The organism is Ruegeria sp. AL1, from assembly GCF_056540905.1.
Genome location: NZ_JBQFXP010000016.1, coordinates 1 through 23,613, shown reverse-complemented (window position 1 = coordinate 23,613; position 23,613 = coordinate 1). Strand labels below are relative to the sequence as shown.

The following is a 23,613-nucleotide window of genomic DNA, read 5'->3' as shown; positions in this document are numbered from 1 at the left end:
AACCATGTGTGTTTTCAGGCACAGGGGCAATTTGGCACGGAAAGACGGAATATTGACGTAAGGTCAACTGCTTGCGGGCCAATCCTGCGATCTTTTTCGTCTGTTTCAGACGGCCGGAGAGTGGGAGATCAAAAATATCTGATCTTTATAGCGGCATACTTACTCTCTGTTAGGAGCGGTTGCCTGTGGTGAGGCAAGTTCGTGCAGAATCGCCTGGACGGCGGCCTTCGGGTCTTCGGCGCGGTAAATCGGGCGACCGACCACGACGTGATCCGCGCCATTCGCAATTGCGTTGGCCGGTGTTGCGACCCTTTTCTGATCTCCCAGCTCCGCTCCTGCGGGGCGCACGCCAGGGGTAACGATCAGGCGGCCTTCGGACTGGGGCAGGGCGCGGATCAGGGCGGCTTCTTGCGGGCTGGCGATGATACCATCGGCTCCGGCCTCGAACGCTTTTGCCGCACGTTCGACCACAAGTTCCCGCACGTCGCCCGCTTTCAGCAGGCTGGCATCCAGATCATCGCGGTTCAGAGAGGTCAGGATTGTCACCGCGAGGATTTTCAGGTCCTTGCCCGAGGCGCCTTCCTTGGCGGCGCGCACCACATGCGGATCGCCATGCACGGTCAGGAAATCCAGATCGAACTGCGCCAGCCCCCGCACGGCGTTTTCGACCGTGTTGCCGATATCGAACAGCTTCATATCCAGAAAGATGCGCTTGCCGTGATCCTGTTTCAGCTCATTGGCCAGCGCCAGCCCGCCGCCCGTCAGCATCCCCAGCCCGATCTTGTAGAAGGATACGGCATCCCCCAGCCGCTCGGCCATGGCCAACCCCTGCAAGGCGTTGGGAACATCGAGGGCTACGATCAGGCGATCATCAGACATGGGCGGGCTCCTTTTTGGCAAACGTCTGCGTCCTAACGGGTTCGGGGCGATCTGTCCATGCGCCGTGCAACTACTGTGCTAAACTTGCGGTATTCTTTGAAAGGGACAGACATGAGAAAGCTATGTGTTCTTTGCCTTGCATTGGCCGCCTGCCAGGAAACCCCATCCGAAACCCCTGTTCAGGGTGTCACCCCGCCCAACGACGATCTTCGGTTTGTCGGGGGGTACCGGGCTACAGATGACGACTGCCAATTGACCGGCGAAACCGCGTTTACCATCGATTTCCTGGATGACGCCGCTGACCTTGTGTCCTGCCCGACAGGTGGTGAACCAGCGCGCTCGCTGGTCGAAATGTACCGGGCGCGACAGGTGGCTGAGAGCGGAGGCTATACGCTCTATTCTGTGCCACGCAGATAATCGCTGTTTGCGGCCTTCAGGCCCCTTGAACCGGCGAAGATATTTCCCAGATTGAATGTGAGGCCCCACCCAACGCGTGCCGCCAAGCGGGCGCATTACACAAGGGGCGCTTGGAAAAGGAGAATGCTATGGACTTGAACAAGTTCACGGAGCGGGCACGGGGATTCGTGCAGGCCGCGCAGACCATTGCGCTGCGCGAAGGGCACCAGAGGCTGGAGCCCACACATATACTCAAGGCATTGATGGATGACGATCAGGGGCTGGCGAGCAACCTGATCACCCGCGCGGGCGGCGCGCCCAACCGCGTGGTCGAGGCGCTGGATGCTGCGATGGGAAGAATTCCGAAGGTCAGCGGCGACGCGAGCCAGATTTACATGGACGGCCAGACTGCCAAGGTTCTGGACGAGGCCACCAAGATTGCCACCAAGGCAGGCGACAGCTTTGTGCCGGTCGAACGCGTTCTGATGGCGCTGTGCATGGTGAAATCCAAAGCCAAGGACGCTTTGGAGGCCGGGGCCGTATCCGCTCAGAAACTGAACGAAGCCATCAACGACATCCGCAAGGGGCGCACCGCTGACACCGCCTCAGCGGAAGAGGGCTATGACGCCCTCAAGAAATATGCGCGCGATCTGACCGAGGCTGCGGCTGAGGGCAAGATCGACCCGATCATCGGGCGGGATGAGGAAATCCGCCGCTCGATGCAGGTTCTGTCGCGTCGCACCAAGAACAACCCGGTTCTGATTGGGGAACCCGGCGTCGGTAAAACCGCGATTGCCGAGGGTATGGCCCTGCGCATCGTGAACGGCGACGTGCCGGAATCGCTGAAAGACAAGAAACTGCTTGCGCTCGACATGGGCGCGCTGATCGCCGGTGCGAAGTACCGGGGTGAGTTCGAAGAACGCCTCAAGGCGGTTCTGACGGAGGTCACCGAGGCCGCTGGGGAAATCATCCTGTTCATCGACGAGATGCATACGCTGGTCGGCGCCGGTAAATCCGACGGCGCAATGGACGCCGCCAACCTGATCAAGCCTGCTCTGGCGCGCGGTGAGTTGCATTGTATCGGCGCGACCACGCTGGATGAATACCGCAAATACGTGGAAAAAGACGCAGCCCTGGCGCGCCGGTTCCAGCCCGTTGTCATCGCTGAGCCGACCGTCGAGGACACGATCAGCATCCTGCGCGGTATCAAGGAAAAGTACGAGCTGCACCATGGTGTGCGCATCTCGGACTCGGCGCTGGTGTCGGCCGCGACCTTGTCGCATCGCTATATCACCGACCGGTTCCTGCCCGACAAAGCCATCGATTTGGTCGATGAGGCGGCGTCGCGTCTGCGGATGGAAGTGGATTCCAAGCCCGAGGAACTCGATCAGTTGGATCGCCAGATCCTGCAGATGCAGATCGAGGAAGAAGCGCTCAAGCTGGAAGATGACGCGGCCTCCAAAGACCGTCTGGAAACCTTGCAAAAGGATCTGGCCGACCTGCAGGAGCAATCCGCCGAGATGACCGCCCAATGGCAGGCCGAACGTGACAAGCTTGCGGGTGCACGCGATCTGAAAGAACAGCTCGACAAGGCGCGCGCTGATCTGGAGATCGCCAAGCGCGAAGGCAACCTCGCCAAAGCGGGTGAGTTGTCTTACGGTGTCATCCCCGAGCTTGAGAAAAAGCTGACCGAGGCCGAAAACGCCGAAAGCAACGCCATGATGGCTGAGGAAACGGTGCGCCCGGAACAGATCGCCAGCGTTGTTGAGCGTTGGACCGGCATCCCGACCTCGAAAATGCTGGAAGGCGAGCGTGAGAAACTGCTGCGCATGGAAGACGACCTGCATTCCCGCGTGATCGGTCAGGATGCCGCCGTCACCGCTGTCGCCAACGCCGTGCGCCGTGCGCGTGCGGGCCTGAATGACGAAGGCCGCCCGTTGGGCTCGTTCCTGTTCCTCGGCCCGACCGGCGTTGGGAAAACCGAACTGACCAAGGCCGTGGCGAACTTCCTGTTCGACGACGACAACGCGATGGTGCGCATCGACATGTCCGAGTTCATGGAGAAACACGCGGTTGCCCGTCTGATCGGTGCCCCTCCGGGCTATGTCGGCTATGACGAAGGCGGTGTGTTGACCGAGGCCGTGCGGCGCAGACCCTATCAGGTAGTGCTGTTCGACGAGGTCGAAAAGGCGCACCCGGATGTGTTCAACGTGCTGCTGCAGGTTCTCGACGATGGCGTGCTGACCGATGGTCAGGGCCGCACCGTGGACTTCAAACAGACGCTGATCATCCTGACGTCGAACCTCGGCTCTCAGGCGCTCAGCCAACTGCCCGAAGGCGCGGACAGCGCGCAGGCGCGGCGCGATGTGATGGATGCGGTCCGGGCCCATTTCCGGCCGGAATTCCTGAACCGTCTGGACGAAACCATCATCTTCGACCGGCTCAAGCGGGCCGATATGGATGGCATCGTCGATATCCAGATGGCGCGTCTGCAAAAACGTCTGGCCGCCCGCAAGATCGAGCTTGCGCTGGACGACGGCGCCAAGGAATGGCTGGCGAACGAAGGCTATGACCCGGTCTTCGGTGCCCGTCCGCTGAAACGCGTGATCCAGCGCGCCCTGCAGAACCCTCTGGCCGAGGCGCTGCTGGCCGGCGAGATCAAGGATGGCGAAACCGTGCCGGTGACAGCTGGGTCTGAAGGCCTGATCATTGGCGACAGGTTGGGGACGTCAGACCGTCCCCGCCCGGATGATGCTGTCGTACACTAAAAGCCAAACCCTACAAAGACCCGCCAAAATGGCGGGTCTTTTTTGGCCTGTTTTCAAATACGTCTCGCCAAGGAAATCAACGCGGTGCCAGAGCCACATGATCAGCCCTCTGCTCGAAGCGCGAGAGGGAACCGACGAACAGGCAGTGGCTCAACCAGAGCGCATTGACCACGGTGCGCCTATGGCGTGTTCTATCTCATCGGACACACCTCTGACGGCTGCCTCAAGCTCTGAGATAAAAGCGCGAGCGGCCATAGACTGGGTGGCAAAGCCGGGGGTCAGAATTGACACGTGGCTGGATATTCTTGGTGCAAACCGCCGAAGCGCAAGCCCGCCATTTTGGGGCGCGTGCAAGACGTGGCTATAGGCCGTGATCATATCGCAGACCATTGCGCAGGCCCCGGCTGCCACAAATTGAAGACCTGGTAAAAAGGTTCGAAGATCAAAGCGTTTGACGAAGCGGCTGCCTGCAGAGCGGAAGGCCGCTTCAGTTTGAATGGCAGTGCTGTGTCCGTCAAACAGGACCGCCAGAGGACGGCCATCAAGATCCTGCGGGTGAATAACGGGTTTCCGGACCAAAGGATCGTCGGCGGGCAAAACGCAAACACATTCCATATTGTAGTCGGATTGCCGTATCGATGCACGCGGCACGGGTGTTTCCGAGAACCCGATATCATATTGCTGCGAGGCGATCATATCCTCGATGACCCCCGACGATCGCATAATCAGCGACACATCCAGATCGTCGCGATCCTTCAGGAAGCCGGTCAGCAAACGGGGCAGAAACACGCTGGATGCAGCCGGATGGCATGCAATTTTAAGTTTGCCGGATTGCAACGAACTGATCCGCTCCAGGGTGCGTTCCGTGCGTTCAACCCGGCCCAGAATATCTTCGCATTCTTCCAGAAAAAAATGGGCCTCGGGTGTTGGCGTCAGTTTGCCATGCGATCGCAGGAACAAAGGAAACCCAAGCTGGTCTTCAAGCGTCTGGACCATTGTTGAAACCGCTGGTTGGGTGCGGCCAACGGATCGGGCCGCCTGGCTGATCGAGCCGGATCGCATGACTTCGCGAAAGGTTGCGAGTTGTCGGAGAGACAGGTGCATAGACATAAACTCAATTTATGAAGTTACAGATTTTATCAAATTGATTTTATACTCAATGTCCAGTGTGATCCCCGGAAAGTTCTCAGGCAAGGGCCTGTGGGAACGGGGGACCAATGGATACATTCGCCAAATACCTGCTCACGGCGCTGATCATTTCGGTGGCGTTGGGTCAGTTTGTTCAGGTTATCACGCGCTATGTATTGCAGGTTCCCGTTATGGGGCTGGAAGAGACGATGGCCTACCCTACGGTGTGGCTTTACATCCTTGGTTCGGTGAATGCTTCGCGCGAGAATACCCATATCCGTGCCAACGTGCTGGAGATTTTCGTTAAGACGGATCGTGGCCACATAATCCTGGCCATTATCGGTGAAATCATCAGCCTGGTCGTTGGTCTGTGGCTGCTGTCCTGGGCCTGGGATTATACGCAATATGCCTGGCGCGTTTGGCGGGAAAGCCCGACACTTTATATCCCCACGTTCTATTCCGACGTTGCGCTGGTCATCGGTCTGACGCTGATGATGATCTACACCGCCGGGCATCTTTTGCGTCACATTCTAAGTCTGCGCACGGGAGAGCCGGCATGATTGAAATCGCCCTTCTTGCGATTGCCCTGCTGGTCATTACGCTGACCCTGGGTGTACCGCTTCCCTACTGCTTCGGATCGGCCCTGATGGTCATGTATTTCATGGGCGGAGTGACCATGAAGGGCATGATGCTGTGGGGTGTGCAACAGCTGGGGAACCCTGTTTTGCTGGCGATTCCGCTGTTCGTTCTGGCGGGCACGGTCATGTCGGAAAGCGGGATTGCCGCGTCCCTGCTGCGCTTTGTGAACGCGTTTATCGGTCACGTGCGCGGCGGTCTTGGTGTTGTTGCAGCTGTGTCCTGCGCCATAATCGGCGCGATATCGGGCTCGGGTCTGACCGGGATCGCCGCCATCGGGCCGCTGTTGATCCCCGAGATGGAAAAGCGCGGCTATCCTCGTGAATACGCTACGGCCCTGATTGCCAATTCTTCGATCCTCGGCCTGTTGATCCCGCCCTCTGTCACGATGATCGTCTATGGCTGGGTCACCGATACCTCGATTTTGGCCTGCTTCCTTGCCACGCTTGGCCCGGGCCTTCTCATCATGACATCCTTTTCCGTCATCAATCTGGTCATGGCGCGCAAGTTCAATCTGATCCTGGATGACAAACCCTCATTCTCGGAGCTTTCAGGCGAGGTTGCCCGGCGCGGGTTTCATGCCTTCCCGGCGCTGCTGATGCCGGTGATCATTCTGGGCGGCATCTATGGCGGTATCATGACTCCGACCGAGGCCGCCGCCGTTGCGGTGATCTATGCCGTCCCCGTGGGTTTCCTGATCTACAAAGGCCTGAATTGGAATAACTTTCTGTCGGCGGGCAAAGAAGCGGCCACCGCTGTGGGCGCGATCATGATGATGATCCTGTTTTCCATGATCCTCAGCCAGATGTTCGTTTACGAGAGCATCCCGCAGCAATTGGTTCAGGGCATCTTCGCGATTACCGAGAACAAGGTGTTGTTGCTAATCATGATCAACATACTGCTGTTTCTGGTCGGGATGGTGGTCAATGACGTGACTGCGATCATCCTGATCGCACCGCTGCTGTTGCCTTTGATGAATGCAATCGGGGTCAGCCCCGTCCAGTTCGCGGCGATTATGGGGGTCAATACCGCGATGGGGGGTGTGACACCGCCTTATGCGTCGATCCTTTATCTGGGCGCGCGCATCGGCAATGTGAAGGTGACCAAGGTCATCCCGCCAGCGATGAAACTGATCCTGTTCGGTTATGTGCCGGTGGTGTTCCTGACCTCGCTCTGGCCCGATCTGTCGCTCTTTTTGCCGCGGTTCTTCGGATACGACGTGGCGCCCTGATCTCAACCAAACCAAACGCATACCGATAAGGAGGAACTTCCAAATGAAACATGTATTTCTCAGCACAGCCACAGCGGCGCTTATGGCGCTTGGCAGTTATGCGCAGGCGCAAGACCTGAAGATGAGCCACGTGCGCCCGCAAGACACCACCATCGACAAGGAGTTGCGGGCCTTTTCTGCTGCGGTGGACGAAGCGACTGGCGGGGATGTGAAAATCAACCTGTTCCCGGCATCTGCGCTTGGAGACTACACGACTGTTCAGGAACGCATCAGCGTCGGGGCAATCGACATGGCGACCCAACCTGCCGCCGCTGCGGCCGATCGTCGGATGCAGATCAGTTCTTTTCCGTATCTTGCTGGTAACTGGGATCAGGCCCGCGCGGTCTATGGCCCGGACGGCGTTGTTCGTGACGTGATGACAACCCTTTATGCCGAGCAAGACATTACCATGTTGGCCGCCTATCCGGTTTACTTTGGCGGTATTTCGCTGAATGTCGAAAATGCCAATCCCGGCTCGGTGGATCCCAACGGTATCAAGGTCCGTGTACCGGGCATCAAAAGCTTTCAGCTGACCGGCGAGGCGTTGGGATATATCCCCGCACCGATTCCTTTCTCGGAGGCGTTTACAGCCGTTCAGACCGGCGTTGTGGATGGTGTAATCGGATCGGGCGCCGAAGGATATTATGCCTCTTTCCGCGATGTGACGCGTACCTATATTCCGGCAAATACGCATTTCGAAGTCTGGTACATGATTATCTCGAACGAGAGCCTTTCGGCTTTGTCCGACGAAGATCAGACCGCATTGCGCGAGCAGGCCGCCATCTTCGAAGCCACCCGCTGGGAAGTGGCCGAAGAGGATCAGGGGCGTAACGAGCAGCGGCTGGTAGATGAGCTGGGTGCAACTGTTGCCGTGCCGACCGAAGCGGACCTGGCTGCAATGGCGGAAAAAGTTCGTACCGAGGTTTGGCCCGCCGTTCTTGAAGATGTCGGCGTCGATTGGGGTCAGGCGATACTGGACGAAGTTGCCGCCGCAGGGAATAACTGATCCTGAAATCAGTCGGGGCGGATTGTTCCGCCCTGACACCGCCATCTGTGATCGGAACGATAGCATGGACACCGATTATGCCATTATCGGAGGGGGCGTTGTTGGCCTTTCCGTCGCGTGGGGCTTGCTGCGACGCGGGCTGACCGTGACCGTTCTGGATGGGGATGACGGCGCGTTTCGGGCGAGCCGGGGGAATTTCGGGTTGGTCTGGGTGCAATCCAAAGGCATGAACCAACCTCGCTATGCCCGCTGGTCGCAACAATCCGCCGCTATGTGGGCCGAGTTTGCCGAAGAAGTGTCCGGCAACACCGGGCAGGCAATCCCATTGGAGCAAAACGGCGGGTACGACTTTCATTTCTCTGAAGAATCCCTGGAAGCAACGGTTGAAAAGTACAAAAAGCTCAAGGCCGAGCTTGATGGCGATTACCCCTATGACGTTCTGGGGCATAACGCGCTGCGCAAAGAAGAGCCGCATATCGGCGCCTCGGTCGTCGGCGCGATCCTGCATCATCAGGACGGTCACGCTAATCCTCTGAAACTATTGCTGGCGCTGGCTGCCGATGTGCGCCGGATGGGTGGGCGCGTATTGACGGGCAAAACCGTTACAGAGGTGAGCAAGCCTGGTGGGTTTTGTGTAAGCTGCGAGGACGGTACCACGACAACTGCGGGTAAAGTGGTTCTGGCCGCCGGGTTGGGGGCGATGCAACTGGGCCCGAAAATGGGGTTCAAAGCCCCCATTCGTCCACAACGCGGACAAGTGCTGATTACAGAAAGACTGCCCAAGTTGATCAATCGCCCGTCGCTGATTGCGCGGCAGGTGGATGAAGGCGGAATCCAGATTGGGGCGACCAATGAAGAGGTCGGGCTTGATGATCGGGTCACGCAGCCGGGCGTGTCGCGGCTGACCGCTGATGCCATCTCGGCCTATCCGGCGCTGGCCCGCGCGCAATTGGTGCGCAGTTGGGGCGCGCTGCGGGTACTGTCACCGGACGGGCTGCCGATCTATCAGGAAAGCGCCTGCATGCCCGGGGCCTATCTTGTCACCTGCCACAGTGGCATCACCCTTGCCGCCGCACATGCCAGGCTTCTTCCCGACTGGCTTGAGGCTACAGATGCAGCCCCGGATCTGGAGGTGTTCAATGAATCCCGCTTCGCCGTTTCTTGAACTGGAGGAGACCCCCCGTGTGGACGTGTCTTTCGAAGACACGACGCTCAGCCTGCCTGTCGGAGCGAACCTTGCGGCTGCGTTGCTGGGTGCCGGTGTCGATGTGTTCCGGCACACCCCTGTCTCGGGTGCCCCACGCGGACCGTTTTGCATGATGGGTGCTTGCTTTGATTGTCTGGTCGTGATCGGCGGCACAACAAGGCAAGCCTGTATGGTCGAAGTGACTGAAGGCTTGAAGGTGACCCGCGCGAACGGGCAGGGGGGCCATTCTGATGCATCGTGATCTGGTCATCATTGGCGCGGGTCCCGCAGGCATGGCCGCGGCCGCCGAAGCCGCGAACCGCGGCCTGCGCGTCGCGTTGCTGGATGAACAACCCCGCGAAGGTGGGCAGATCTACCGTGACGTAGACCGCGTCGTGCCCTTGCGGGGCGAGATTTTGGGTGCAGATTACACCTATGGCACCGGGCTGACGGCGGGTTTGCAACACGATGCCATTGATCATGTCACCGGAGCGGTGGTCTGGGCCATCGAAGAGGGCTTTCAGGTGTCCTATACCCGCGACGGGCGGGCAGCGCAGGTCAGTGCAGACTGCGTTTTGTTGGCAACCGGCGCGCTGGAACGACCGATGCCGCTGCCGGGTTGGACATTGCCGGGTGTCATGACAGCCGGAGCCGGACAGATCCTTTTGAAACAGTCGGGCGTGGTTGCTCGCAATGCGGCTCTGGTGGGGTCGGGCCCGTTGCTCTACCTGATCGCGACGCAAATGATACGTGCAGGTGTGCCTCCGGCCGCGATGATCGAAACCCAGACACACCGCGACTTGGCCCAAGCGGCCCGCCATCTGGGTGGAGCAATACGGGGATGGCGCTACCTGCTCAAAGGGGCGCGGATGCTGGCGGAAATCACACGCGCCCGGGTGCCACGGTTTGTGGCGGCAAGCGATATCAAAATCGTGGGGTCTGACAAGGCTGAAGCGGTGAGTTTCAAAAGCAAAGGCCGCACGCATCGTATCGCCTGCGAAACGGTAATGCTGCATCACGGTGTGGTGCCCAATACGCAGGCCGCGCGGTCGCTCGGGGTGACGCATTTTTGGGATACCGCGCAGCATTGCTTTGTCCCAAACACAGACAAGTGGGGTCAAAGCAATGTCGCGGGTGTCTTTATCGCGGGCGATGGTTCCGGGATTGGCGGCGCAAAAGCCGCCGAAATTGCCGGTCGACTGGCCGCGTTGGAAATCGCGTGTCAGGCCCGCCGTCTGTCTGAGGCCGCGCGCGACGACAGGGCCCCGGCTTTGCGCCGCCAGCTTGCCCGTGAAATGGTCGCGCGCCCTTTTCTGGATGCGGCTTATCCGCCCTTGGCCGAAGCGTTACTGCCAGCAGATGACATTACGGTTTGCCGATGCGAGGAAATCACCGCGGGCGATATTCGCGGTTACGCCGAATTGGGCTGTCTCGGACCGAACCAGACAAAGGCTTTTGGCCGCGCAGGCATGGGTCCTTGCCAGGGAAGGTATTGCGGCTTGACTGTCACGGCGCTGCTTGCGCATGCCAACGGCAAGTCCCCGGATGAGACCGGGTATTATCGCATCCGCCCGCCTTTGAAACCTGTCACTTTGGGCGAGATTGCGGCATTGGAAGACAGCACGCTGGATGCAGCGGAGTAGGAGGTTGAAATGATCGAACGTTACGAAACCGGCGCGCGAATGAGCAAGATCGTCAAGCATAACGGTGTTGCATATCTGTGCGGACAGGTTGGATCAGGCGACGATGTCACCGCACAAACCGAAGACTGCCTGTCCCGCGTGGATGCCCTGCTGGATCAGGCCGGGTCGTCGCGGGAACAGATATTGCAGGCGATTGTCTGGCTGTCAGATATGGCTGATTTCGCCGATATGAATGCGGTTTGGGATGCCTGGGTTCCCGCCGGTCACGCTCCGGCGCGCGCATGTGGCGAGGCCAAGCTGGCCCGCGCCGATCTGAAAGTAGAGGTCATCATAACTGCCGCCTGTGACTGAACAGCGGGGTTCTTATTCTGCCGCGATGATCTCCAGCTCTATGTTTGCATACCAGTCCGCGAGCGCACGAATGTCTTCATCGGTAAGATTGGCGGCAATCTCGGACATGATATCATGCTTGCGGTTGCCGTTTCGAAACGCTTTTAGCTGGGTGTCGATGTAGATATTGACCTCGCCCGCAAGGTTGGGCGCGTCGAGCAGCGTCGAAATGCCGTTCGCCCCATGGCAGGATACACAGGCATCCGGAGCATCATCTTCCGAGACACCCTCTGGCAATGTTGCGCCCGCTTTATGGGTCGCATACCAGGCCGAGACGTCAGATATCTGCTGCGCCGACAGGCTGGCTGTAACAACGGACATCATTTCATGTTCGCGCGCACCCGTCTTGAACGCCATGAGCTGCGCTTCGAGGTATTCTTTTGGCTCCCCTCCGATATGCGGGGCAAGCGGGATGCGGGCAAACCCGTCGATCCCGTGACAGGTCTGGCACATATTGGCGATTCTGCGGCCCGCATCCGGGTCGTCGCTTAGGGCCGGTTGCGCCATGCCCCCGGCGAGCGTGAGCCCGCCGAGAGTGATTGCGAGGATGCGCCTCATTGCGCAGGAGCCGGATTATAGGCGATGCGCCAGATCGCTCCCGCGAAGTCGTCCGAGATCAACATGGAACCATCGGGCAGAAACTCGATATCCATCGGGCGACCGCGATACTCGCCCGTTTCCTCGTTCAGCCAGCCATCGGCAAATACCTCAGCGCCAGTGGCGTCACCGGTCTCGGGGTCGAGGGCAGTGAACATGATACGGGCCCCAACCGGGGTCGTGCGGTTCCAAGACCCGTGCTGGGCCCAGAAGATACCGCCGTGGTAGGCTTCGGGGAAACTGCTATCGTGGTAAAAGCGCATTCCCAAATCGGCAGCGTGCGCCGTAAGCTCCAGCTGTGGCTCGACAAAAGTTACACCTTCCGGGCGTGGGAAATCGCTTTCCTTGACGATTTCGACACGAGAGTTGGTCCAGGGAAATCCGAAATGCTGGCCCGCTTCGGTCTGACGGTTAAGCTCACCCGGCGGGATGTCGTCGCCCAATCCGTCGACCTGATTATCGGTCCACCAGAGTTCTCCGGTGGCCGGGTTGAAGTCCTGACCAACCGAGTTGCGAACGCCACGCGTATAGACCTCGCGCCCGGACCCATCGGTGTTCATTCGGATTATGCCGCCGATGCCAATTTTGTCATACATCTCAATCTTGTCGACGGGCTGCACGTTGTGCGGTTGCCCAAGCGAGACATACAGCATCCCGTCCGGCCCGATGTCGCAAACCCGGGCAGAATGGTTGAAGCTTTCCTCTTCCGGTGGGATCAACTCTCCCTGTGCCACGACCGTACCGACCGCAATATCAGGGCTTTCAAAGAAAAATTCCGCAGCAGGAAAGACGAGAATCCGATTTCGCTCGGCGATATAAAGGAAGCCATCGGGTGAAAAGCAAGGCCCGTTGGGAATGTCAAAGGTAACTGAAGGCGCAAAGTCCTTTACCTCATCTGCCACGCGATTGCGGTCACGATCCACAATCGACCAAACCTTGTCCTTTCGCGTTCCAGCAAAAAGAACCGTACCCTGCGGGGCCATCGACATGGATCTGGCGTCCGGGACAACGGCATAAAGGCTCACCTCGAACCCTTCGGGAACTTTTATGTGTTGCAGGATGTCTTTCAAAGCCTCGGCGCGCTCACCATCCTGATCGACGAAAGTGAATGTCGCGTCAGTCTTCTGCATATTGCCGAGTTTCTCCATGTTGTCCTGTGCCGCGGACGGCCCGGCCAGCATGGTACCCAACAAAAGACCTGCAAGAACTTGTTTTCGCATCATAATCTTCCTCCCAAAATCGGTGGATGCGACGCGCCACCCCAGACCCGCCATCATCCGACACCGCGCCATATCACTGCGCATTAGATAACAAGTCAACTTTTTCTTGCCGTAGCGTCAAGAGAGTGTAAGCGAGGAAATTCATCCTACGCGGGAAAAAGCGCGACGCATCCGAGATAACTTCGGTGCCAATCATTGGGGCTACGGCGCAGTTTGCACGCTGCGGCATCATAGGTAAATCAGGCCTCAGAACACCAGTGCCATGAGATTTGAATACCCTCAAACGCCGCTTCATTCTTACGGACAAGGCACCTGTGTTTCATCCGGGAAGCAGAACCTGGATGGCCAAACCGCCGAGCTTTTTCGAGGTTTTCAAGGTTAGCTGGCCGCCATACGCGTTCAGCAGATCGACAGATATTGCTAGCCCCAAGCCGGTTCCGCTGACCGAGGTGTCCAATCTCTGGCCGGATCGCAGAACGTCCTCGCGGGAATCTTCCGGGATGCCGGGGCCATCATCTTCGATGCAAAGCCCTATTCCGTTCTCCTGGCGCTCGACCGAAATTTGGACTGTCTTGCGGCTCCATTTCAGGGCGTTATCCAACAGGTTGCCGATAACCTCTTCGATGTCCTGCGCGTCCATCCGAATCCATAGACCCGGCCCGCATTCTGACCTGAGCGACTTACCTTCACGCTCTGCCATTATCGAAAACAACCTGGACAATCGATCAACCGAATTCGACAGGTCCGTTCGTGCATGGGTCAGTTCTGCGGTAGTAGATGCCCGCATCCGCGCAAGGGACCGGCCCAGTTGCGCGTCAATTCTGTTCAGGGCCTCGTCAGCCGGAGCCGTGTCTGCCCCGGATTCGGTCAAGCTGGTCAGTTCGTTGCGAAGGATCGCCGTCGGGGTTTTCAAGGCATGAGCCAAGTCGGCGGCCTGCCGCCGGGAACCAGATACGATCTCGCGGTTGCGGTGCAGCAACTTGTTTAAGTCTTCAACAAGTGGCGAGACCTCTTCCGGGTAGTCATAAGGGTTCAGATCATCCCCCCGGTCCCAGCGATGAGTGACATCCGCACGCAACTTTCTCAGCGGACCGACAATTGCGGACATGAGAAGAAGTGAGCTTGCAACCCCGATCAGACCGACGAGGGCAAAGACAGGCAGCAGGTTTTGTTGCGCTTCGCGGCGGGCGCTGATCAGTTCCTGCCGACTTTCGGCGACGGTCACGCCCCATTCGGTGCCGTCTTCGAACGCAATGCTTTGATAGACGCTGCGCACGGCTTCGTCGTCGGGACCTGACGTATTCCAGATGGTTGCCTGAGTGTTGTCCTGCGCGGGCTCGGTAAGCGTTTCGTCAAATAGTGAAGCAGATGTATATGCGGCCCCGTTGATATCCGTCACTTGCCAGTATCGACCGGAATAAGGTGTACCGTAGGCCGGGTCGAACATCAGGTCGCGCAGCGCTTCGGGGTTGTCTGTTGTGGCGCTGAGCCCGACAACAAGCTGAGTGTGCCGGTCGCGCAGCGCATCGTCGAATTGGTTCAGGACCCGCGTGTTGATATACGAGAACACCACCAACGTGCCGACCCCAACGGACAACGCCCCCGAGGCAAGACCGCCCAGCAAAGCCCGTTGGCGCAGCGATAGCATCAGGCGTTGTCAATCATGTAACCGCGCCCCCTGACCGTAGTGATCAGGTCAGGACCCAGTTTCTTGCGCAGACGGGTGATGAACACGGCGATGGTATTTGAGTCCCGGTCGCCGTCATATTCGTAGATGTGTTCAGACAGTTCGGTCCGCGACACCATGCGCCCGATGTTATGGGCAAGATAGGTTAGAACGGCGATTTCCTGTGCTGTCAGATCGACAGGAATGCCATTCAAACTGACCCGCCCGTTTCGCGTGTCCAACGACACTTCACCCATGTCGATCACCGGGTTGAGCTGGCCGCTCTGCCTGCGCAGGATTGCCCGGACGCGGGCAGCCAACTCGGGCATGTGAAACGGTTTGGTCATGTAATCGTCCGCGCCCGCGTCCAGACCATCGACACGTTCGCTCCAGCCGTCTCGGGCTGTCAGTATCAATACAGGGGTCTTGATGCCCCCGTTGCGCCATTCACGCAGGACGGAGATGCCATCGCGTTCCGGCAGCCCGATATCGAGAATGATCATGTCGTAAGGTTCTGTCGCCCCCAGATGCAGCGCATCTGTTCCGTTGTGAGCTACATCGACCACGCGGCCTTCTGCGCCCAGAAGCTTTTTTATCTGCGCGCATAGCTGCGGTTCGTCTTCTGCAAGCAATATCCTCATCAGAGAAAGCTACATTGGCTGGGACTACAGTTTAAGCGTTATTTTTTGCCGCCGCCCTTGCCGCCGCCTCCGCCTTTGCCGCCGCCGCTGTTACCGCCGCCTCCACCATTGCCATTGCCGCCACTATTACCACCACCGCCGCCGCCACTGTTACCGCCGCCATTACCATTCCCGCCGTTACCATTGCCGCCTCCATTCCCGTTGCCATTTCCGCCCGCGTTATTGCCACCGCTATTGCTGTTGCCGCGTCCCGTGCTTTTGCTCTGGGTAATGCGCTTGGAAGTCGCTTTGGACGTGTTGCTTGGTTTTGACTTGGCTGCTTCCGAGATTTGGCGACCTACGCTGGATCGGTTTGAAACAACCACCCCGGTTCGCGCGTTGACAATCACACTGATGACCTTGCCGTCCGGCTTCTTGAGCAGGATGCGATAATAAATCTCATCCGCGCGGAAGGCGCGCGCATCGACTGGAGTTCCACCAAATGCCTTTTCAACCCCTTTGATCACGCTTTTCAGGCGGATCGCACTTCCGGTCAGGGTCGCTTTGCGCAATTCGAGTTGCTTCAGCTCACGCGCGGCGGCAAGCCCTTCCTCAACTTGGAAGAGGCCCAGCAGGCAGGTGATCAAGATGAGCTTTTTCATTTCGAGTACTCAACAACTCAGTAAACGCGCAAACAAATTAACCGCAGCAAGGTGAACCGGCGATGAACAATCGGTTTCGCGAGGGTTCAAGCGCGATGCGATCAACTGTGTTAGCTGACGTGCGATTCGCCAGCACATCGAGACTGTCGGCGGGGGTGGCTGTCGGCACTGAAACAGAAACAACGAAACACTCGTTTGACGGGGATAGTCATGAAAGCCACATCGTCCAATCTGATCAAAGCCATAACCCTTTCAGTTGCCCTGATGGGCTCGACTGCGATTGTTGCAACCCTTGCCATGCCGGATGTGGTCTACGCCAAAGAAGGAAAAGGTGGCGGCAAAGGCGGTGGCAATGGCGGCGGTAAGGGCGGCGGTAACGGCGGCGGAAACGATGGGGGCAAAGGCGGCGGTAAGGGTGCCAGCTATGGTGCTGACAAAGGCGACAAGAAGAAAGCGAAAGGGAAATCGGGTAAGACACGTACAAAATCCGATGGTTCCCGCAGCAAGTCGTCAAAGAAGGGCAAATTCTCTCTGAAGGATCTGTTCAAGGGCAAGAAGGCCAAGGAGCGTACTGCCAAGGTAGAGAAAAAGAAGCTCAGGGTGACACGCAAGACCGTTGAAGTGACACCGGTGGTCAAGCCTCAACCGCGCCCGAAGGGCAACAGGATTGCGGGGCTGCTTGGTGTTCACCCGTCTGAATTAGGGGCGCTGAACGCAGCAAACGCCAGCGAAACGGCTTTGCTGAACGCTGCTCCGAATTCGCGCGTGGGTCGTATTGCGATTTATCGTGACACGGTTCTGGCGGGTGGCGTTCTAAAGACCGAGTTGGAAGAAAAGCAGGCATTGCTGGACAGTATGGACCCACCGGCTCGCACGGTTGAGGAAATCGACGCCGAGCTGGACCTGGCACTTGAGCAGGTTAATCAGGATGCCGAGCGTGTTGCGCAACTGGAACAGGACCTAATAGATGCAGGCGGCGAGGATGCTGATATTCAAGCCGAGCTGGATCAGGCGAATGAGGACCTGGCGTCTTCTCAGGCTGCGGTGGACGATCTGAGTTCGGAACGTCAGACCACGCAGGACTATGAGGACACGGTTGCCGCCGTCGATGATCTGACAACCCAGGTGGAAAACCAGACATTGACCGAACGCGAGGCGCTGGAAGCAGCGGCAAACAAGCCGGTGACGGATGAGGTCGAAGCTGCCGTAAGGGCGATCCTTGGCCTGTAAAGGCTGCTAAGCTTCAACAATACATAGAACACTCGCGGAACTGCTGAATTTAGAACCCTTCAGTAGTGCGCTGACCGGGCCGGCCCAATACCCTGCATATTTCGCAGGGGGTCGGCCCGGCGCTTTTCCGATGACCTGACTCAAAAGAGGTCAGGCAATAATTTTTGCCAATCAAACCTGATGGTGAATTGCATAAAAAAGCCTGCTCCGGGGGTGGAGCAGGCTTGAGTCTCTCAATTCCAGTAGAGGTGGGACGGTAACCGGGAATTGTGTGGGGTGCGCTGAATTGACTTCAGACGTTGTTGTTCTGTGCCTCAAAAAGCCGCTTGTTTTTTACGATATCCGTTAGTGCATTCTCGATCGGAGGAAAGCGGTCATTGCTCGCGTTTGCTGACCCTGACCCGGGTCTTCCGGTTTCAGCGCCGGATGCTGGCATCACAGCTGTTGCGCCGGAGTTTTCAATCACAAAGGCAGACTTGATCATGGTTTTCCCCTTGTTCGCGATCAAGCGACATACGGCCGTTTGATCCAACATTGTCATTATGCCTGAGGTTGTTTGAACACGCTGAGAATACGCTGTTCATGTTCTGTTAATGTTGTTCGGGAATTGAGGACAAAGATCTGCGCCAAGGGAACATGGACAGGATTTGGCGACATTTACTGCGGCGAAAAATGGCGCAGTCAGAAATATTGTTGTGTATCAAAGTCTAAGCGTGCCCTTCAGTCGAGGCATCCGTCGGGCGATCTTTGAAGAGAACAACAGAACCAGTCTCACGTCGTGCTGCATTTTGTTGATTGGAGCGGGTGCGGACCAGTGTGAGGCGTTCATCTTCAGTTGCGGAACCCTGCCGCACATACATCGATTCCCATTGAGAGTAGTCTGAGAGATCAGACAATATTGCTCGTTCTCTAGATCCGGGCGTTTTGATAGCCGTGCGCGAGCGAGGTGAGCCTGTTTTTGGCAAAACGTCGAAAAATCCGACATAACGACGGCATTACCTCTCGATTCGTCATCTTGCTCTCTGCGCGCCGGACAGGTCGGCCTCCATATTTGAGGTGACGACTATTGGAGGCGCAGAATGAACTGGAATGTTTGCATCATCGGGGCAGGCAAGATCGGGCAGATGATTGCCGCCTTGCTGAAATCTTCTTCAAATTACTCGGTCACCGTCGCTGATCGGGATCTGTCCAGCCTGGCGGTATTGAACCGGCAGGGGATTGCAACCCGGCAGGTTGACGTGCAGGACGCCGACAGTCTGGCACTGGCACTTTCGGGATTCGACGCGGTTATTTCTGCGGCACCCTTCTTCCTGACCCCGGCGATCGCAAAGGCCGCCAAGACGGCCGGAGCGCATTATTTCGACCTGACCGAGGATGTGGCATCGACAAATGAAGTGCGGGCACTGGCCGCGGATAGCGATACGGCCTTTATGCCTCAATGCGGTCTGGCACCTGGTTTTGTTGGCATCGCGGGTGCTGCGCTGGCGGCAGAGTTTGATGAGCTGGACAGTTTGCACATGCGTGTCGGTGCGTTGCCGCTCTACCCAACCAACGCGCTGAAATACAATCTGACGTGGTCTACCGACGGGTTGATCAACGAATATTGCAACCCGTGCGATGCCATCGTGAATGGTGCGCGGGTCAAAACTGCGCCGCTCGAGGATTACGAGCTGATCGGACATGACGGGGTCGAGTACGAGTGCTTCAACACATCCGGTGGGCTCGGCACCTTGCCCGAGACGCTGGACGGAAAGGCAAGGGCGGTCTCATATCGCTCGATCCGCTATCCGGGCCACCGCGATATCCTGCGTTTGCTGCTGAACGATCTGGGGTTGGACCGCCGCCGCGATTTGATGAAAGACATCTTCGAAACAGCGCTGCCGCGCACCGATCAGGATGTGGTTCTGGTCTATTGCACGGCCAAGGGGACAATTGACGGCGCCCTGCGCGAGAAATCCCTGATCAATAAGTCCTTCGCCCGAACTCTGGGCGGTCAGGTCTGGAGCGCGATTCAGGTCACCACCGCTGCGGGTGTTCTGGGTGTGGTGGACCTGATGCGGACGGGCGCACTGCCCGGTGCCGGATTTGTCCGGCAAGAACAGGTGAAATTGTCCGATTTCCTGAATACCGAATTTGGCCGGCTGTATCGTGCCGGTGACGTAACCGAACAGCATAAGGCGGCCTGAGATATGAAAGACATCGTGATGACAGCCCAAACAACCCTTGCCAATCTGGACCTGACAGAGGCCGAACTGACAGGCGGTACCTTGCCCGTGCGCTCGCCGATTGATGGCGGTCTGCTGGCGACGGTCCATGAGACATCCTTCACTGACATGGACGCGGTTTTTGATCGTGCCAAAACGGCATTCAAGGCATGGCGCACGGTTCCGGCTCCGCGCCGGGGCGAATTGATCCGCCTGCTTGGAGAAGAGCTGCGCGCGGCCAAGGATGATCTGGGCGCACTGGTCAGTTGGGAAGCAGGCAAGATTACTTCGGAAGGTCTGGGTGAAGTTCAGGAGATGATCGATATCTGCGACTTTGCCGTCGGTCTGTCACGCCAGCTTTATGGCCTGACCATTGCATCTGAAAGGCCTGGCCACAGGATGATGGAAACATGGCATCCGGCGGGTCCTGTGGGCGTGATCTCGGCGTTCAACTTCCCTGTCGCCGTCTGGTCCTGGAATGCGGCCATTGCCTTGGTTTGTGGCGATCCGGTGATCTGGAAACCATCGGAAAAGACACCTCTGACCGCGATGGCGTGTCAGAAGATATTTGAGCGTGCGCTGGCCCGGTTTGGCGATGCGCCGGACAACCTGTTGCAGACCCTGATCGGAGGGTCCGCCCTGGGTGAGACGCTGGTGGCCAGCGAAGAAGTACCGGTGATTTCGGCCACAGGGTCCACCCGCATGGGGCGTGCGGTTGCGCCGGTTGTGGCGCAACGGTTCGGCAAGTGCATTCTGGAACTGGGTGGCAATAACGCGATGATCGTCGGCCCGTCGGCCGATCTGGAAATGGCTGTGCGCGCCATCGTCTTCTCGGCCGTGGGCACGGCGGGTCAACGCTGCACCACTCTGCGGCGTCTGATCGTTCATAACTCGATCCGCGAAGAACTGGTGAGCCGACTCAAGAAAGCTTATGCGGGTCTGCCCATCGGTAACCCTCTGACCGAGGGGACGCTGATTGGTCCGCTGGTCGACGAAGCCTCGGGAGCGGCGATGACAGATGCGCTGAACGCGGCCAGAGCCGAAGGGGGTGCGGTCTTTGGTGGCAACCGTGTGACCGAAGGTGTTCCGGCGGGCGTCTACATGGAACCCGCCATCGTCGAGATGCCAGGACAAACCGCGACCGTCAAAACCGAGACCTTTGCCCCGATCCTCTATGTCATGGGGTATGACGACTTTGATGAGGCAATCGAGCTGCAAAACGACGTGCCTCAAGGTCTGTCCTCGTGCGTGTTCACATTGAACATGCGCGAAGCCGAGCAATTCCTGACCGCAGCAGGGTCGGATTGCGGCATCGCCAATGTCAACATCGGGCCGTCAGGGGCCGAGATCGGCGGTGCCTTTGGGGGCGAGAAAGAAACCGGCGGCGGACGCGAAAGCGGATCGGACGCATGGAAGGCGTATATGCGTCGCCAGACCAATACGGTGAACTACTCGGCCGAGCTGCCGCTGGCACAGGGCGTCAAGTTCGACATCTGATGAAGGACCGGGCGGTGGCCGTTACTGCCGCCCGGTGCCTAATCGGTAAACAAATAGTCCAGCCGCATTACCGCCTGCGCCTTGTCTTGTGAAACGTTCAGAAACGCCGCGACTGTGGCTTCATTCTCGGCCTTGGCGCTGGTTTCCTTGATCCGCAGGTACCCATCAAGCCCCGCGCCCCGGATCAATTCCGATTCATATGCCAACGCATTGCGCAGCGCCGGGATCAGGCGTGCCACGGATTCAGTCGGGCTGCTTTCACCGGCCAGACCCACGCGGCGGGCATGGCCGATCAGGTAGTCGTCAGAATACTCGCACTCAATCTCAAGCACATGCGTTTTCGCCTGATCGCTGCAGAAATCCTGAATGATATCCAGATTTCCCGGGTCAACGCACAGCACCAGCTTGTCCGAGCCGAAGCTGTCAAACAACATCTTGACCACGGCCCGCCGATGGCGCGACCGTTTGAGCAGCGTTTTCTCAATGCCGCCAAGGTCGGGAAGGATCGTATCTTCTTCGTTGAAAAGGTATTCAACGCACGGAATGTCTGTCTCGGACACGATCTGGTCGACCAGACGTTTGGCGACATGCCACTTTTTGCAGACGACCAGAAACAATTCTCGTTCCGGTCCCAAAGTATTGCCGGCCTCCCAGAACCGCTGCGCATGACGGCGCCCAACCCGCCCGCGCCCGGTCAGAAACCCAAACAGGTTGCGCCCTTCATCTGAGATCTGGAAGGAGACTCCCTCGGCGGCATAGAGCTTTCCCAAACGTTCCCTCAGCTCATGCGCCTCGGGGCTGATTTTTCGCGCAAACAGGTAATCCTGACCCAACAGCATGTTGTAGTGATCATTATAGAACGTCACGGGCATGCCATAGTCCGAGAACATCAGAAAAGTGGGTGTCCGGTTTTCGATCTCGTCCCTTGGAATCAGGTGACGGACGAGGGTTTGAAAAAACGTCTCGTCGGGTATCCAGGTGGTAGAGAAAAACCGGGTGACATCCGGTCGTTTGCGCAGGAATGCAAGGATCATTTCAATCGTCCGGCGGCGCAGGCACCACCATTGGCTGCCGATCATGACCTGAATGTCTGCGGGTATCTCGCGGGTCAGACCCAGACGTTTCTGCAGATCATATGAGGTGTAGAACAACCGGCTTTGGGTGCGTTCGTTGAAATAGTGCCGATAAACCAACCGGTCCTTTTTCATACCGGTCTTGATCCAGTTGCTTTCAAGGAAATCGTGGCTTTCGATGTAATCCTTGTCCCGTTCCTCAAGAAAGCGGTGCGCATATTCAGCCGTCTTGATGGCCATGCAATCGCCGGACACCATGTAAAAATGCGTTGCACGGGGAAAGGCCGTCACCGCCGCTTGCACCGCGTTTAGCGAAGCTTGTACCAGAGACCATTCTCCCCAGCCGCACTTGATCCGTTTGGCCGCGAAAGTGACATTGGGATTGTCTTGCAAAGCGTTTCGTATGCGGGAATAGGCGGCCGCATCGGCGCGCGCATCAAAGTGAATGGCCATGCAATCGCCTGTTGCGGTCAGCTGCTCAGCCTGCGCGATTATGGCGTCAGGGTCTTTGTGACACAACAAGATATACGCAATCTTCGCCATTTCCGTTTTACGATTTCCGTTTCTGCCCGTTATCAACCGTGATACTGAGGATGAGCGATTGAATAAACAGAATATTTTTGGTTTTCTGAGACCAAAAGCGGGTGCGATCAAACATGACGTGACCCGCTAAGGAGGCGCAGCAGATGGGTTTTCCCGGTACATGGATGACCGAAAGCGAAAGCATGGTGTACCGTGTGGTGCCCAAATGCGCCTGCTCGACCATTGGTCAAATCATGTATTACTCGGATCATGGCCGGTTTTTCGACGGTGATATTCATGACGCCAAGGACGGGTTGCACAAATGGGCGTTCGACGGCAGTCAAAGCCGGATTTCTGGCAATGTGCGCAATCATCAATCTTATGCGTTTACCTGTGTGCGCAATCCCTACACGCGGATTCTCAGTTCGTTCTTTGACAAGATCTGCGGGATTCAACGCAACGGCAAACGCTATCGCGGCAATCTGGTGCCGACGCTGATCTATAATTACGGGATCGAGGTCGGGGGCGAAGACGGCAAGGGCGAATTCGATCAGATTGCCAGCTTTCGCAGATTCCTGCTGTTTGCGCGGGATACGATCCGCTGGCGCAGGCCGATGGATCCGGACATTCACTGGTCGGCTATGTCGGGCCATGTGTCGACCTTTATCGTGAATGGCGGGCGATATGACCGCGTTTTCTGGACTGAGAAATTCAATGACGGGATGCAGGATGTTCTGGATCATCTGGAAACGCCGCACGCTGTAACCCTGTCGGATATTCCACGGTTCAACGAATCTGAGGGCCATGGCCCCAAACGCGCGCATCCGGTCGAGGCTTATTTTGACGATCTGTCGATGCATCTGGTCTATGAAATCTACAAGCAGGATTTTGAGCTGTTCAAATACGATTTCGAAAACCCGGCGAACAAGATGCCGGTCGGGGATATCGATCTGGACGAGATCCGCGCTTCCAAGCCGATGGATCGATAGACAGGGGGGCCGGAGGTTCACATGGCGCGGG

22 protein-coding genes are annotated in these 23,613 nt (G+C 57.8%); 13 read left to right on the top strand and 9 right to left on the bottom strand.

Annotation, left to right across the window (positions count from 1 at the left end; all coding sequences use genetic code 11):
• Positions 1-159 precede the first annotated feature (159 nt).
• Complete coding sequence (gene pyrF, locus ACRZ9X_RS20940; protein WP_480522025.1) at positions 160-879, bottom strand: orotidine-5'-phosphate decarboxylase; 720 nt, start codon at positions 877-879, stop codon at positions 160-162.
• A 111-nt stretch (positions 880-990) separates the two neighbouring features.
• Between pyrF and ACRZ9X_RS20935 the strand changes: the two genes are divergently transcribed.
• The gene (locus ACRZ9X_RS20935; protein ID WP_480522024.1) at positions 991-1,296 is read left to right on the top strand and encodes a hypothetical protein; all 306 of its coding nucleotides are present in this window, start codon (positions 991-993) and stop codon (positions 1,294-1,296) included.
• 128 nt (positions 1,297-1,424) lie between these two features.
• Positions 1,425-4,043: an ATP-dependent chaperone ClpB gene (clpB, locus tag ACRZ9X_RS20930; RefSeq protein WP_480522022.1), complete on the top strand. Its 2,619-nt coding sequence runs from the start codon at positions 1,425-1,427 to the stop codon at positions 4,041-4,043.
• 150 nt (positions 4,044-4,193) lie between these two features.
• Here clpB and ACRZ9X_RS20925 read toward each other — a convergent pair whose 3' ends face one another.
• Positions 4,194-5,147, bottom strand: coding sequence for a LysR family transcriptional regulator (locus tag ACRZ9X_RS20925; RefSeq protein ID WP_480522021.1), 954 nt, complete (start codon positions 5,145-5,147; stop codon positions 4,194-4,196).
• A 113-nt stretch (positions 5,148-5,260) separates the two neighbouring features.
• Here ACRZ9X_RS20925 and ACRZ9X_RS20920 point away from each other — a divergent pair, with 113 nt between their 5' ends.
• The 7 genes from ACRZ9X_RS20920 (at position 5,261) to ACRZ9X_RS20890 (ending at position 11,263) form a co-directional block, all read left to right on the top strand.
• On the top strand, positions 5,261-5,731 hold the full coding sequence (locus ACRZ9X_RS20920) for a TRAP transporter small permease (protein WP_480522020.1): 471 nt from the start codon (positions 5,261-5,263) through the stop codon (positions 5,729-5,731).
• Positions 5,728-7,038 carry a TRAP transporter large permease gene (locus ACRZ9X_RS20915; protein WP_480522018.1) on the top strand — a complete coding sequence of 437 codons (1,311 nt, stop codon included), beginning with the start codon at positions 5,728-5,730 and terminating at the stop codon, positions 7,036-7,038. Before ACRZ9X_RS20920 ends, ACRZ9X_RS20915 begins: the two co-directional genes overlap by 4 nt.
• A gap of 43 nt (positions 7,039-7,081) precedes the next feature.
• Positions 7,082-8,083: a TRAP transporter substrate-binding protein DctP gene (gene dctP, locus ACRZ9X_RS20910; protein ID WP_480522017.1), complete on the top strand. Its 1,002-nt coding sequence runs from the start codon at positions 7,082-7,084 to the stop codon at positions 8,081-8,083.
• 64 nt (positions 8,084-8,147) lie between these two features.
• Positions 8,148-9,248 (top strand): NAD(P)/FAD-dependent oxidoreductase, encoded by a 1,101-nt coding sequence (locus tag ACRZ9X_RS20905; RefSeq protein ID WP_480522016.1) that lies wholly within the window; start codon positions 8,148-8,150, stop codon positions 9,246-9,248.
• Entirely contained in the window at positions 9,223-9,531 is a 309-nt protein-coding gene (locus tag ACRZ9X_RS20900; RefSeq protein WP_480522015.1) for a (2Fe-2S)-binding protein, read from the top strand. The genes ACRZ9X_RS20905 and ACRZ9X_RS20900 overlap by 26 nt, the downstream gene beginning before the upstream one ends.
• Positions 9,521-10,912 carry an FAD/NAD(P)-dependent oxidoreductase gene (locus ACRZ9X_RS20895; RefSeq protein WP_480522013.1) on the top strand — a complete coding sequence of 464 codons (1,392 nt, stop codon included), beginning with the start codon at positions 9,521-9,523 and terminating at the stop codon, positions 10,910-10,912. The genes ACRZ9X_RS20900 and ACRZ9X_RS20895 overlap by 11 nt, the downstream gene beginning before the upstream one ends.
• Before the next feature lie 9 nt (positions 10,913-10,921).
• Positions 10,922-11,263 (top strand): RidA family protein, encoded by a 342-nt coding sequence (locus ACRZ9X_RS20890; protein ID WP_480522012.1) that lies wholly within the window; start codon positions 10,922-10,924, stop codon positions 11,261-11,263.
• A gap of 12 nt (positions 11,264-11,275) precedes the next feature.
• On the opposite strand, the gene ACRZ9X_RS20885 is transcribed toward ACRZ9X_RS20890, so the two are convergent.
• The 5 genes from ACRZ9X_RS20885 to ACRZ9X_RS20865 form a co-directional block, all read right to left on the bottom strand.
• Positions 11,276-11,860 carry a c-type cytochrome gene (locus tag ACRZ9X_RS20885; RefSeq protein ID WP_480522010.1) on the bottom strand — a complete coding sequence of 195 codons (585 nt, stop codon included), beginning with the start codon at positions 11,858-11,860 and terminating at the stop codon, positions 11,276-11,278.
• Positions 11,857-13,119, bottom strand: coding sequence for a PQQ-dependent sugar dehydrogenase (locus tag ACRZ9X_RS20880; protein ID WP_480522086.1), 1,263 nt, complete (start codon positions 13,117-13,119; stop codon positions 11,857-11,859). Before ACRZ9X_RS20880 ends, ACRZ9X_RS20885 begins: the two co-directional genes overlap by 4 nt.
• A gap of 319 nt (positions 13,120-13,438) precedes the next feature.
• A complete protein-coding gene (locus tag ACRZ9X_RS20875) occupies positions 13,439-14,767 on the bottom strand; it encodes an ATP-binding protein (protein ID WP_480522008.1) in 1,329 nt (442 codons plus the stop codon).
• The gene (locus tag ACRZ9X_RS20870) at positions 14,767-15,426 is read right to left on the bottom strand and encodes a response regulator transcription factor (protein ID WP_480522006.1); all 660 of its coding nucleotides are present in this window, start codon (positions 15,424-15,426) and stop codon (positions 14,767-14,769) included. The genes ACRZ9X_RS20875 and ACRZ9X_RS20870 overlap by 1 nt, the downstream gene beginning before the upstream one ends.
• A 38-nt stretch (positions 15,427-15,464) precedes the next feature.
• Positions 15,465-16,067 carry a PepSY domain-containing protein gene (locus ACRZ9X_RS20865; RefSeq protein WP_480522005.1) on the bottom strand — a complete coding sequence of 201 codons (603 nt, stop codon included), beginning with the start codon at positions 16,065-16,067 and terminating at the stop codon, positions 15,465-15,467.
• Positions 16,068-16,277: 210 nt separating this feature from the next.
• Between ACRZ9X_RS20865 and ACRZ9X_RS20860 the strand changes: the two genes are divergently transcribed.
• Positions 16,278-17,297 carry a hypothetical protein gene (locus ACRZ9X_RS20860; protein ID WP_480522004.1) on the top strand — a complete coding sequence of 340 codons (1,020 nt, stop codon included), beginning with the start codon at positions 16,278-16,280 and terminating at the stop codon, positions 17,295-17,297.
• 292 nt (positions 17,298-17,589) lie between these two features.
• Here ACRZ9X_RS20860 and ACRZ9X_RS20855 read toward each other — a convergent pair whose 3' ends face one another.
• Positions 17,590-17,781 (bottom strand): hypothetical protein, encoded by a 192-nt coding sequence (locus ACRZ9X_RS20855; RefSeq protein ID WP_480522003.1) that lies wholly within the window; start codon positions 17,779-17,781, stop codon positions 17,590-17,592.
• 595 nt (positions 17,782-18,376) lie between these two features.
• Here ACRZ9X_RS20855 and ACRZ9X_RS20850 point away from each other — a divergent pair.
• Positions 18,377-19,483: a saccharopine dehydrogenase family protein gene (locus tag ACRZ9X_RS20850; protein ID WP_480522002.1), complete on the top strand. Its 1,107-nt coding sequence runs from the start codon at positions 18,377-18,379 to the stop codon at positions 19,481-19,483.
• 18 nt (positions 19,484-19,501) lie between these two features.
• Positions 19,502-20,998, top strand: coding sequence for an L-piperidine-6-carboxylate dehydrogenase (gene amaB / locus ACRZ9X_RS20845; RefSeq protein WP_480522001.1), 1,497 nt, complete (start codon positions 19,502-19,504; stop codon positions 20,996-20,998).
• Between the two features lie 38 nt (positions 20,999-21,036).
• On the opposite strand, the gene ACRZ9X_RS20840 is transcribed toward amaB, so the two are convergent.
• Positions 21,037-22,614: a DUF5928 domain-containing protein gene (locus ACRZ9X_RS20840; RefSeq protein ID WP_480522000.1), complete on the bottom strand. Its 1,578-nt coding sequence runs from the start codon at positions 22,612-22,614 to the stop codon at positions 21,037-21,039.
• Positions 22,615-22,757: 143 nt separating this feature from the next.
• Between ACRZ9X_RS20840 and ACRZ9X_RS20835 the strand changes: the two genes are divergently transcribed.
• Positions 22,758-23,582, top strand: coding sequence for a sulfotransferase family protein (locus ACRZ9X_RS20835; protein ID WP_480521999.1), 825 nt, complete (start codon positions 22,758-22,760; stop codon positions 23,580-23,582).
• Positions 23,583-23,613 lie beyond the last annotated feature (31 nt).